At 60.6% G+C, this 13314-nt stretch carries 5 protein-coding genes; 2 read left to right on the top strand and 3 right to left on the bottom strand.

Annotated features, from left to right (window positions below):
- Positions 1-24: 24 nt before the first annotated feature.
- The 3 genes from HU766_RS21160 to treS form a co-directional block, all read right to left on the bottom strand.
- Positions 25-726 carry a YoaK family protein gene (locus tag HU766_RS21160; RefSeq protein ID WP_033697545.1) on the bottom strand — a complete coding sequence of 234 codons (702 nt, stop codon included), beginning with the start codon at positions 724-726 and terminating at the stop codon, positions 25-27.
- A 2-nt stretch (positions 727-728) separates the two neighbouring features.
- Positions 729-1358: a riboflavin synthase subunit alpha gene (locus HU766_RS21155; RefSeq protein ID WP_186660320.1), complete on the bottom strand. Its 630-nt coding sequence runs from the start codon at positions 1356-1358 to the stop codon at positions 729-731.
- Between the two features lie 83 nt (positions 1359-1441).
- The gene (treS, locus tag HU766_RS21150; protein WP_186660317.1) at positions 1442-3508 is read right to left on the bottom strand and encodes a maltose alpha-D-glucosyltransferase; all 2067 of its coding nucleotides are present in this window, start codon (positions 3506-3508) and stop codon (positions 1442-1444) included.
- Between the two features lie 322 nt (positions 3509-3830).
- Here treS and HU766_RS21145 point away from each other — a divergent pair, with 322 nt between their 5' ends.
- Positions 3831-12671 (top strand): RHS repeat-associated core domain-containing protein, encoded by an 8841-nt coding sequence (locus HU766_RS21145; protein ID WP_186660315.1) that lies wholly within the window; start codon positions 3831-3833, stop codon positions 12669-12671.
- Between the two features lie 136 nt (positions 12672-12807).
- Positions 12808-13011, top strand: a complete 204-nt coding sequence (locus HU766_RS21140; RefSeq protein ID WP_186660313.1) for a cold shock domain-containing protein — start codon at positions 12808-12810, stop codon at positions 13009-13011.
- Positions 13012-13314 lie beyond the last annotated feature (303 nt).

The raw sequence follows: 13314 nt of genomic DNA, 5'->3' as shown, positions 1-13314 counted from the left end.
GGCCGTATCACGCGCAGCATCTGATCAGCGTGGCATGTAGCCCAGTTGCCATGAGCGCGGAATGAACCGCGTCACCAGGGCCAGCAGGCACGCCAGCGCGCAACTGCCCGCCAGCGCCTGCAAGCCCAAGCGGTGCTCCAGCCAGGCGCCAAGGGCGGCGCCCAGCAGCATGCCGGCCCAAGGCACCAGCTGCACCCGCCAGCCATTGCGCCGCTCGCCCAGCACCCAGCGGCCCAGGCCGCGGCCGAAGCGGGACAGGGCACCGGTGACATAGGTCAGGCCGATGGGCAGGCCATTCACCTGCTCGACCACCGCATTGATCATGCCCATGGCCAGCGTCGCCGCAAGCAACGCCGGAAAGGTCGCGGCCAGCGGCCAGGCCGCAGCGCCACCCAGCAGCCCCGCGACCACCAGCAGTACCGGCCAGGCCCGGCGCCGGAAGCTGCGGGCCAGCAACACGCCCAGTGCATTACCGGCGACGAAGCCGAGTACCGCCCCGCTCAGGCGCAGCACCATGGCCGCATCCGCCTCACTGATCGCGACGGCCAGGCGGGTGGTGTTGCCGCTCATGAACGAAACAAAGTCGCCCAGGGCCAATAGGCCGATGGCATCGGTCATGCCGGCCAGCACCGACAGCCCGGCCACCAGCCCCAGGCCCACCCGGCCTCGCAGGCTGCGCAGCTTCAGCCGCCGCGCACTGTGCGATGTCAACGCGTTGGGCAGCATGTTCAGGGCAACAGCTTTTCGCGGGCCAGGGTACCCTTGAGGGTGCGTTCGACCACATCGACCAACACCATGGTCTGGTGGTCCACTTCGATGTTCAGCAGCTCACCGGCCTGGTAGTTGGCGAAGGTGGTCTGGCGCAAGGTTTCGGGGATCAGGTTGATGGTGATGACGGTGTCTTCGACATCAGCGACGGTCAGGCTGCAGCCGTTCACACCAAGGAACCCGCGGGGGAACACGTACTTGGCCCACTCGGGCGGCATGCGGAACTTGATGAACGCACCGGTAGGTTCGATCGACAGCTCGACGATCTCGGCGGTGGTGGCGATGTGGCCCGCCATCAAGTGGCCGCCGATCTCGGCGTTCATCTTGGCCGAGCGTTCGATGTTCACGCCCTGGCCAGCCTTCAAGCAGCGCAGGTTGGTGCGCTCCAGGGTGGCGTTCATGGCGTCGAATTTCACCTGGGTGCCGTCGATCTCGGTAACCGACAAGCAGGTACCCTCGACACTGACGCTGGCGCCGATCTTGAGTTCGTCGAGCAGCTCCGGGGTGAGGTCGAGGGTGAACTGCTTGTGGCCTGGGTAGGTGTTCACCGCAAGCAGAGGGCGGACGGCCTGGACGATGCCGGTGTACATGGAAGTTGCTCCTGGGCACGGGAAAATGAAGTCACCCGGAAACTAAGCCTGTGAAGCGGTAAAAGCAAGGTGGCCGCGACCGTTCAGACATGCCCGCTGCTGTTCACGATGCGCAGGCACAGTGCCTCGTAAGGGTCCAGGTTCACCACCAGCCGCCCATCTTCGGTCAAGTCGCCCTCGACCGTTTCATTGATCATGTCCACCACCGGCCCCGGCGTGAAGCCGGTCAAGTGCAGCGCTTCGCTGATCACCGTCTGGCCAAAGTTCAGCGCGCTGATCTGCACCCCGCGCCCGGCCGGCAGCTCGTGCACCATCACCAGCAAGCCAGGGCTACTGACCTCGGGTACCAGCACCTGGCGGCTGGTGGCGATACCGTAGGCCTGGCGCACGGCAAGCAGCTTCTTCACCTTGCTGGCGAATGAATCGGGGTGTTCCAGCTGGCTGTCGAGGCTGCCGTAAAGCGCGCGGGCACGGGGCATGCCGCGCACCGAGGCCTCGGCGTGCGGGGCAAGGCCGGCCAGGTCGTAGCCGCCGCGGTGGATCCAGCGGGTGTCGCCATCGAGCATGCGTTCTGCCACCGCCTCGGCGGGCAAGGGCAGGGCTCCGACCAGGTCCCAGCCGGACAGCGCCACCACGCCAGGCTGCATGGCGTTGTACATCACCAGCAGCAGGTGAATCTTCTGGATACGCTCGATATCCGCTGCGTTGATCTGATCGAGGTCGCGGATGCCGAGGGCGGCCGTGATCAGGCTGGCGGTGGTGCAGGCGATGCCGTTGGTGACGAAGCGCAGGTTGTAAGGGGCATGTTCGCCCGACAGACGTTCGTAGATTTCTTCGCGAATGTGCTCGCGCAGGATGTTGCCGGGCAGGGTCTGGCCCTTGTACAGGTACATGTCGTGGGCGTGCAGGGTCCAGAAGTGCACCAGTTCGACGGTCAGCTCGTCATGGTTCTGCAAGGCATGGATCAACGAAGCCGGGTCGATGCCGAAGCTGTGCATTTCCTTGAGCATCAGGCGCAGGAATTCGGTGTCGCCGGTCAGCAGCGCGTGCTGGTAGGCCGGGCGGGTGATGAAGTCGTAGGACAGGTCGGCGCCGCCCTTGGACATCAGGGCAATGTCGTCGATCGTCAGGTTCAGCTCCTGGAAGCTGAAACCGCCCGCCTTGCGAATCATGCCGCCAATCAGCTGGTTGCCGACGATCGACAGGGGGTGGCTCTCGGACCAGGCAGTGCCCTCAAGGCGGGTTTCCACCCCGAGAAAACCATTGGCGTCCAGGCGCAGGCCACGCGCGCCAAGGCAGTCCAGCGCATGCAGGGCATCGCCGATGATCATCTGCTGGGCGGCAAATGTCGGGTCGAGCCAGTTGAGCGACGGCTGGCCTTCCTTGAAGTAGTGCAGGTACACCCAGCGCCGGGTCTTGCCGTCGACGCCGGTGACCGGCGGGGTGACGCTCCAGTCGGTCTCCTTGACCCCAGGTTCGAAGAAGATCACCCGCTGCAACTGGCCGACGATGTAATGGCGTGCCTTGAGCGCATCGCACACGGCCGGCAGCAGGTTGACCGAATCGCGCCCTGCGGGTACGTCGGGCAGCAGCGGCCAGTCTTCCTCGCGCACCTCGACCATGTGGTAAAGCCCGGGGTAGGGGCCGTGGGCCAGTTCTGCCAGGCGGAAGTCGGCGCCTTTGCCAGTGTGCGAGGGGATCAGGTCATCGATGGTCACGGCGTTGTGCGCCGCAGCCATGCGGCTCATCTGGATCAGCTCCTGCTCGCTGCCGTAGAGCGGGTCGATGTCGAAGCTGATGCGGTCGAAGTTGCCGTCCACGCTGGGGGTGAACTCGTGGCCGCGCACGCCGCCTGACTGCTTGATCGGGCCGGTGTGCACGCCTTGTATGCCGATCTCCGACAAGCGCTTCCACAAGGCTTCGTGGGCCAGGGCCGAGAGCACCGAGCAGTCATCGGGGGCGATGATAGCGTCAGGGTAGACAGTGAGCCACACCGAGGCGATCTCGGTTGCGCGGCGGGGCTGGGCCTCGGCATAGGGGTTTTGCCACAGGCGCGATTGCCCCGAATACAAAAGGGCCCGCTGCTGGGAGGCTTTGAGCATGGAACGGTCTTCGAGCCACTGGATGTATGACGGGTCGGGGTGAGTCATCTCGCGTCCTCTCTGTGTGTCGGCACCGGCCACAGTTATGACGGCTTCGCACGCGGAACGTTCGCAATGCCTGCGCGATGCGGTGTATACGACGGCTTCTTTCAGGCAGAACCTAGTATTTTTGCCAGGTGACAACTTCTTTTTTCAGCTCACAAAAACGGTGCCATATAGGCAGTGATTAATACCCGAATACTCAAGGGCCTAGGTTCTGTACGAAAAGTATGGTCATTTATCGTTGTGGGAGCGGCGGTGCGGCGATCCCACAAAACTCTTCGTACAGAACCTAGGCAACTAGCGCCACGACCCAACTAGGGAGTCAATGATGAGTCGATTTTCCGAGATATTCATAACGGGTTACAACAAACAGATTATTGATAAGTTGAAGCTCAAGCAGGGCGACCGGTTGAAGCTTGGCGATTCGCCTAACAAGGTATGGTTTATCGGTGCTGATGATACCGGAATATCGGTTGACTACACTGGCCAGGAGGGGCGCCATGCAATAAATCACAAATATTTCGATAGCGCCACTTTTTGTTCAGAATTTGATATCGAGGGGACCCCAGCTGAGACGATTAGTCTCTACAGCACCGATCCAAATCAATACGGCCTCTACGATAAGACTTACGGTAATCTTCTTACCCGGCTGGTGGGCGCTGGCGCCCAGGCAAAGTCGATTGCAGACGCGAAAGACCTGGCAACCCTCAATACGTTCGTACTGATCGAACTTAAAAACGCTTTTCCCCGCGCCTTTAATCCGTTGCGTGACCGGGGTCGCCCGACCAGCGGAACACATCCATATGACCTTGAAGGCTGGGGAGGCCCGACCAGCCGAACACTTCCAGATTACCTTAAAGACTACGGGGTGCTGGGTTTCTTGAAAAAAACTGACTCAACGCCTGGTTCCCGGCAGACGGTTACAATATCCTTTGATGAAGCACTGACATCCTTTCACAAGAAACTTACCGGCACGTATGACTTTCTCAACAATTTCTCTTTGCCTTCTGGCGAAATACGTATCCCCCTAAGTGATGTCAGGGCTCTCTACGCCTTGACCGATCTGGTTGGCACTGAGCCGATCATACAGGCGCGCGCTGAACATGAAGAACTGCTCCAAGCTGGGGCAGTTGTCGTGAAAGAAAGGGCGTGGAACAATATCACTCCAGCGTCGGGACCCTGCCTGGTGTGGGCAAAGTCTCCGCTTAGCGAGCACGAAGGTTACAGCGGCAGTTATGGTTACGTCAGCGCGGGCTCCGACCGGCCACCGACAGTGACAGTCACTTGCAGTCCCGAACAGAAAAAAACCTATAAATCGCTGAGCGCTGAACACGCATTGATTGCGAAATTTGCGCCGCTGGAAACGCTAGAAATACCGCAGTCCAATATTGCAGCAATCTACAGTTTGTCGGGCATTGCCTCCCTTTCCGCACCCGGCGCTCCCGAAACCCGAGCACTCCAGTCCATTACCCCCTATACCCTGACAACCCAGGCCGACGGCTACCTGCCTGAGATGAGCGACTTCCTGCCCGAACGGGTTGGCAGCATCGACGGCGGCTGGAGCACCAGCAGCACGATCAAGGCAGGCCGCGACCTGGCCGAGGGTGAGGTGTTGAGCGCCTTCCTCATCGACCGACTGGGTGGCGATATCCGCAAAATCGATTACACCGCTCGTAAGGGTAAGCTTTCAGCCAAGCAGTGGCCAAAAGCCTTCGCCGATCATCTGGCGGCTGCCGGCGAACCGATCACTGCCGGGAACTGGAGCGACGACAATACCTTTTCCACCGCCACCGAGCCCCTGCGGCTGTGGAGCCCGGTACGCTATCGCACGTTCAGCAACGCGCCGTTTGCCGCCAACCTCGTGCAGGCACTGGCCTGCGACGAGTCGGTTAGCCTGACCGTCGGCCAGACGCTGTGCCTGCAAGTTCGCGACCTCACTACCCAGGCACTTTATGAACACCATTTCTTCACGCCGTCGGCCGAACAAGGTGGCGTGAACTGGCCGCGAGCCCTTTGCCAACAAGTCAATCGCGACAGCCGTCTGCTGCGCGCGGGCGTCCTCGACGGCTGCGCTGTGACGCCCGCCGAAAGCGGCAATGCCTTCTGGGTGCCACAATGCGCCGAACTGTGCGTGACACTCACCGAGGCGCGTTGGTGGCAAAGCCAATCCGTGGATGGCACTCAAGCACTGGCGGCAGGGCAAACCCTGCAAGCCTGGGTGTACGATGCCTTCTCTGGCCGACTGCTGGCTGAGCACCAGTGGTCGCCCGAGAATAGCAAAAGGGCCGCGAACAAATGGCATAAGGCATGGGCCACCGCCCTCAATGCTTCCCCGGTTTCCGACTATTTGCGCGTGGCCACGGACAACCCGGGCGCCAACCAGGCAGACGGTCCGGGCAACCTTCACCTGTGGCAACGCGGTGATGCGCTGCGTATCTTCACCACGCTACCCAGCGATGCCAACCGCCTGACAGGCCCTACCCTGCTATCAGCCTGGCAGGCCGATACCAAGCATGCGGTGCTGGCCACGGTACGCCATCCGTTCAGCCACCAGTTGCTGCACTGCGCGCTGTTCAAGCCTCAGGCTGTCGATACGGTCAGTGACCGGGACACCTGGTTGCAGGCCTTGGCTGATTTCCTCAAGGCGCAGGGTTGGCCCGAAGTGCAGGTCGGTGCAAGCGACGAGCCGCTGTCCGTTCCTCGCTTCAGCGAGTTGCAGGTGCTGCTGGAGAATGTCGGCGATGGCGAAACCTGGAGCGACGGCGACTACGTCAATTACCTGCTCGAGACCGACCACCTGCCCGGCCGCCTCCCCGTTGAGCAAGCAAGCTTCACTGTGACAAAGGGCGCCGGCACCGTGCAGGTCGATGTCCAGGCGCTGAACGGGGAGCTGGAATTTCGCCTGACCAAGGCCGCGTTCAAAAAAGGCTACCGGGTGGCAGCCTGCACGCCACGCGCCAGTGAGCACCTGCAGTGGCCAGTGGACGTGACCGACAGCAAAGTCACTTGGGCAGGGCCGATCAACAATGGCGTCTACGACCTTTATCTGACCTATCCGGAAACTGCTCGCGACAGCACCGCGCTTACCGTGGGCCATATCGGCGCGTTCCACCCCGACCATTTCTGGCACGGTGTGCAAGCCGTCAAATTCACCCCACCTGCCGCCATGAAGGCCTATGAGGCAATCAGCTTCCTGTGCGAGGACTACGGCAATACCAACCATTCCGAAGTCTTCGATACCAGCAACCAGGACCGCACAGGCGTGGACGAACGCAGCGGGCTGTTCCATGCCCACTATCCGATCGCGACCCTGCAAGGCTTGTTGGGGCTGGGCCCGGTATGCGACTTGACCTTGCACTATTCGGCACTGCGAGCCAACGAAGCAGGCCTGGGCGATGGTTGGGCCTGGCGCTTCTCCCGCATCATCACCAGTTCGACCCAGGAAAACGACAACCGCCTGCTCACACTCGCCGACGGTACGCCAGTGGTGTTCAGCGCTGAACAGTGGACCCAGCTGGGCGAAGGCCAGGCCATCAAGGCCAAGGGCTGCCGAGTGAGCTGCAACAAGGATTACAGCCAGTTCACTGTCGAGTTCGCCAGTGGCCGCCAGGAGATCCTGAGCAAACCGGACGCGCCAGGCAGTGATGAGGTCGAACCTAACGACGCATTTCGCAAGAAAGTGCTCCAGGCCTTGAAGGCGATCAAGGCCAAGAGCGAGCCGGAGTTTCCGGCCTGGCCGAGTGAGTGGCAACAAGCGGTGCTGCTGGTCCTTAGCCCTAACACGTATTACGCTAGCGCGGCCATCGATTACAGCGAAGCCGTCGCGGCCTGGAAAGAACACGGGAACACCAAAGAGCTGGACAGGCGTATCGCGCTGTATGAGCTGCCGTTCGTGCAACTGCTACCTTCACGCATCGTCTCGCAGTATGGCGAAGCGCTGGACCTGCAGTGGAAGCGCCAGAACGGCCAGTTCTTGCTGATGAGCATCAGTAGCGGCGAAACCAAGCTATTCAGCGCCGAGTATGTCAAGCCTGAGGTCAAGGCCGGTGGCCAGGTGAAGATGCAGCTGTGGCCGGGCAGCCCCGAAGCGTTCAAGGTCGAGCTCACGCTGCAGCACTACTTGCTGCGCACGCTCAAGCGCATGCAAGGCGAGCGCATTGTGCAACAGGTGGATTGCGGCTACGACGACGACCCGACGCTGGACAGGGTGCTGTGCCGGCTGCAGGAGCAGGACGGCTCTGTCGAATGCGTCCAGTACGTCAAAGAGGACGCGAAGCTGAAAAGCTCGCCTGCCTTGCCGCGGGTGGCGTTGCATGCGCTGCTGCCCGGTGGTGGGCAGCAGAACCATATTGACCGCTACACCTATACCGGTAGCTTCCAGCACCCGGATGACCAGGTGTTCATTGCGGCCGTGGAAAGCGGCCCTCATGCCAACGTGGTGCATGACCTGCACGCGTTCGGATTGGACCTTGAGGGCAGGCGAATCCCGCTGCTGCGGGGCTCGGGCACTGCTCAGGCGCATTGGCTGGAATTTTCCCTGCCTCAGGGGTTGGCCACAACCACCTTCCGCTACACAGGGTGGGGCGATGAACTGGTCCAGATCTGCAAGCAGATGGTCATCAGGGTGAAAGGGAAGCAGCTCGAAGTTACAGCCAGTGCCACACCGGTCGAACGTCAGAAAGCCGTACTGCAGTTGCTCTTGCGGTACTCGACAAAGAACCGCAAGAAATTGCAGCTGGCAATCGAGCATATGCTCAGCCTGGCGCCCAAGGCACAGCGCGAAACCCTTGGCAAAACGGTGGACGCCACCACGCTCTTGACAGACGCACAAGGCACCCCCCTGCGCCTGCATGTCAAAGGCTCCCATTCGGTTTATTACTGCTACTACGGTGACCAGGCGCAAAACCAGATCGCGCTGGGCGAGGTGCAGGGGCTGGACGAGGTGCCGACCCTGGAATGCCCGTTCGTGCCGGCCTATGCCAACGCCCCGCTGATGGCGGAATACCAGTGTGACGACTATGGCAACCCGCAGGGCCTGAAACTGTACGGTTATCGCAAAGTTACCCGCGCCGGCCGTGATTACCTGGAGCTGGCCGAAGTGGTGCTGGTGGATGGCATACGCGGCACGCTGGCCAAGGAAGTGCTCGACAAGACAACCACGTGGCAGCTGGACAATGCGGATGCCGTGTGGCACCAGATCAGCACCACCACCTCGGCTCCTGCCAGCAAGAAAACCCCCAACGAGCAAAGCAAGGTCAAGGAGTGGTCGATCACCAACAAGCAATCGACCCATCTTGACGGCGAAACCGTTGAGCTGACCAATGTGCAGACATTCATCGACAACCCCACCCAGCCCGGTATTCAGGTGATTGTCAGCGCAACGACAGCCGCCGGCACAGCCCAGGTCAGCAAGGAAGTCCGCTCGCGCCACAGCAGGCGCGCCCTGCAAAAGGTAGAAAAGGGTGTCGAGACGCATTGGGAGCGCGATGCCTCGGGTCGGATAACCAAAGAAACCCGTTACCTGCTGGCATCCAGTCATACCAGCAAGGCGACCAAGCAGGTACCCGACGAACGTATTGAGTCGCTATACGACGACACCGGTAAAACGGTGGAACGCACCCATAAGGATGGCAGCCAGACCCGCTCGCACATTGACGGCCTGCAGAGGGCGTGGCGCACCTCCTGGCGCAGAGCCGATACCGAGGGTTATGTGCCCTTGGAAGAACACTGCTTCACCGATCTGGACGAATCCTCCGTGCTGGGCAGTTGGGCGTGGGACTACCTGCCGGGAGGGCAAGCCGTGCGCAAGGGCACGTCTTTGATTGGATCAGCGGGTCGGCAGCCCTGGTTGGCGCAGGAATCAAATGCGGTGGCAGAGCTGTCGGCTACTGCCGAGGCGGATACGCGCGTGGCCGTACAGTGGTCCCCGTATCTCAGGCCGGGAGATCCCGTGCTCACTATCATACTTGCTGCATTTGCAAAGATTGACACTGAAAACCCACTTAAAGAATTCGACTACAATTGGGGCAGCGAGCCCATGCAGATAAACACAATTGCCCACGTATACCTTGAAATACTTGCCGCCTTAGAGAGGTATAACACATACGTTACGATAGGGCAGAAGGTCGGTATAGCTGACCCAGCTCAGCTAATGAAACAAATTCAGACCTTAGCCGGACTTGCAGGGATGGAAGGGCTGGAAGGCATCGAAGAAAAATCAATTTTCTACAATAAAATTTTTCCCGACACAAATCAGATATTAGATCGGATAGGGACCACCGATATTCTCGACACGCTTGAGCTATTTGCCATATACAAATTGCGTGAAGAGAATCGCTCACCCATAGCTGATTTAACAACTTTACTCAAGCCGAACTGCTTTGAGCACGTGTTCTTAGATGCGAAGATAAACCATCAAGACATGCAAGTCGAGCCCCTCTCGACGACTGCAGACTCAGCGGTACAGCTAACCGAACAACAAGGATTGGGGACCCAGTGTCTGTCAAAACGCACCACCACCAGCACCGCAAAAGCCGACGGCACCTTGCAACGCTCGATGCAATGGGCGGATGACGCCGGCACGCAGCACCTGCAACTCGACCAGCACTACGACGCTGACGGCCGTGTCACCCGCCACGTCCGCACCCAGGGCAAGCAAACCCAGGCTTACACGCTCGAACGCGACCGCCTCGGCCGGATAACCAAGGTGACCCGCCCCGATGCGACTACCATCGAGCGCGCTTACCACGGTTTCACCCACCACATCTGCACCTTGACCGTGGACGGCAAGGTCGTCGCGACGCAAACGCTCAGCGATGCCGGCAAGCTCACGGCACGCAAGGTCGGCAGCCGCGAGTATGGGGTTGCCGACCAGACCCTGACGCTGCCCGACAAAACCCGGCTGCAGACGCATCAGAGCGCCAATGGCGTGCGCTTGGAGGCCAATGACAGCGCACTGTACAGCGAAGCGGGCAACGGCGGATCGACCGTGCTCACTGCCGCAGCGGGCTCTGAACCCAGTACCAGCTGGCAACACACGATCAATAACGTGCAGGTGCCCGGCCGACGGATAATCCGTGAAAAATCGCCCCGGGGTACGGTCCAAGCCGCCGAATGGCAGAGCCTGCGCGGGCAAAGCATCGCCGTGCTGCGTGCCGACGGCCACACACGGCGGGAATTTCTCGACAACGAGGGGCGGTTGTTGCGCAGTTGCCAGGAGCACGAAGACGTTCTGTACCGTTACGACGAGCTTGGCCGCCTGCAGGCGCGCCAGGTGCACGCGCTGGCCGGCGCCGGGCAATGGCAGGTGCGCAGTGAACATGACAGCTTCAACCGCGAGACCGTGCGCACCTTCCTGCGTAATGGTGCCCCCTGTTTCAGCCAGCACATGACCTGGCGTGGCGACGGGCGCATGGCCAGCAAAGCCAGTTATCGGGATGGCGAACTGCTGCGCACCGAACGCTTCACTTATGACCTGCTCGACCGCCTTGCAAGCTATGCCTGCGATGCGGCGCAAGCCGAACACTGCCCCCAGGATGGCAACGGTACACCGATCAAGGCTCAGACATTCAGCTGGGATAGCCTGGACAACCTGACCCGCTGCACAAGCACCCCGTTCAAGGGCGATGCGGTGACGCAAATTTTCACCTACGCAGCAACCTCTGACCCCACTCGCCTGACCTCGATAAAAACCGGCAAGCAGACAACCGCCCTGACCTGGAACAGCAATGGCCAACTGCAGACGGACAGCGCGCGAAGGGCGATGGCCTACAATGCGGCCGGCCAGCTCAGCAGCGTCAAGGACAGCGACGGCGCTTTGCTCACCCGCTACGAATACGACGGCATGCAACGTCTGGCGGCGCAATACGACGAACAAGACCAGGCCACCGTCGAATTGCGATACCACGGCGCAGAACTGATCGGCCAGTCGAGTTTCGACAAGGCTGGCAAGCCCACCGGTCATATCAGCATTTCTCCCGGCCTGGCGCAGTACGACGGCGGCCATGTGCGCTGGCTGATCGACGACCCGCAACTGGGTATCGTCGGCCAAGTCCACGACGACGAGCTGCAAATGGCCCCCCTGCTGCCGTTTGGCGAAGGTGCGGCATTGGAGGGCCTGGTCAGTGGCTACAACGGCATGCGCCGCGACCCGGTGACGGGCCAGTATCATGCAGGCAACGGTTACCGCTGCTACGACCCCGTCCTTCGCCGTCATGCCCAGCCTGACTGGTTGAGCCCGTTTGGTGAGGGCGGCATCAACGACTATGCCCATTGCCCCGACCCAGTCAACCTGCATGACCCCAGTGGCGCGATCATGCTCAGCCGTTGGGGGCAAGAAAAAGAGCTGGCCAACTATGCGCAAATTTTCCGTGAGACCCAACCCATGCCGGTCGGCGGCCGTTGGCGCGGCTTGGCACTGTCGGCCGTACTGACGGTAGTTGGTATCGCTGCGTCGGTGATGACCGGTGGCGCCGCCTCGGTGCTGTTTATCGCGATGACGGCCTGCGCGATACTCTCGTTCGGCTTCGAGGTGGCCTCGGTACTGACGGAGGAGTCCAACCCCGAGCTATCCAGGAAGCTAGGCCATGTATCGCTGGCGTTCGCTGTGGCATCGCTTTTCGAAAGTGCGCTGGGCCTGATCAAGAAGATACCCGCGCTGTTCAAAGGTGCGATGCGGACTATGCGTCAGGTCGGCAAGAGGCTTTCGCGCCGCTGGTCAAGGATGGCGCGCAATACCGTAGTCCCCATGTACCCGATAGAGAACCGCTGGGCCATTGCCGCTGACGCCATCAGAGCGGCGCAACCTCCCCGTCGCGGAGCGTGGGCCGCGTTCAAGGCTGCCGGTCGCAAAGTGGTCAACTACCTGGGGGAGGCGCCTTTCAAAGACCTCGCCGATCCACGCTATGCGCGCATGGGGGCCTATGGCAAAGCCTTGCGCCAGGCGCACAGGCTGAACAACGTCGCGACCCAGTCACGGACCGTGAGTGCGATCGCTTGGGTAACGGGCAAGGGGGTCGAAAGCTACATCGTTCAAGGGTCAATCTTTGCCTTCATCGGCATCGCTACCAATGATACGTCCGCCCCCAGCACGCCGTGGGGGCGGTACACCGTACCGCTGGAGGATTTGTACAGCTGGAATCACGGGGGCGGCGGGCATCTTATCGCCTAAGTCGCAAAGTATATTGTCGGTTGTTGCACAACAAAGTAACAATCGACAATTGTTGAAACCGACGGTGTTCACGCGTATTTCGCATTGTTGGTTTTTTACTGAAACATTGACGGTATCCCATGCAGGAGCGAGCGCCATGAGTGATGTAAAAGTTGCAAAAGTCAAAATGTACAATACTGCCCTAAAAGCAGGATTTCTCGACTTCGAAGTCGATGAGGACGACGTCGTCCTGACAGCCGAGGCAGTAGGGTCGCTGAAATTGAAGAATGGCGACGAAGTAACATTTGACGTGAAGAAAGAGGGCGATAAGCATTACGCCATCAACGTACGGGCAAAATAAGCACACAAAAGCGGTGTCGGCGGGTTGGCCGGCGATTGCACTTGGCCAACCCGCAGTGCCCGGCCTTGCTCGGAGGCGGATATCCGGCTGCCTGAGCTCGTGGCTTCTTTGACACTATTTGATATCGGGTACAGGAGCGCTTCGCACGCCATCGCGGGACAAGCCCGCTCCCACAAAACTTTTCGTACAGAACCTAGTGTGGTGTTTCAGAAATACCACTGAAAATCATTTGCCCAGCGCTCGCGCCGCGCGAGCGACTGAGGCAAGGATGTCCTCGGCCTTCTTGTGCCACCGAAATGGCTT

Source organism: Pseudomonas sp. SWRI77 (genome assembly GCF_014269105.1).
Taxonomy (GTDB): Bacteria; Pseudomonadota; Gammaproteobacteria; order Pseudomonadales; family Pseudomonadaceae; genus Aquipseudomonas; species Aquipseudomonas capeferrum.
Note: the sequence above shows the minus strand (reverse complement) of the source record. Positions and strands in the feature narration are given on the sequence as shown.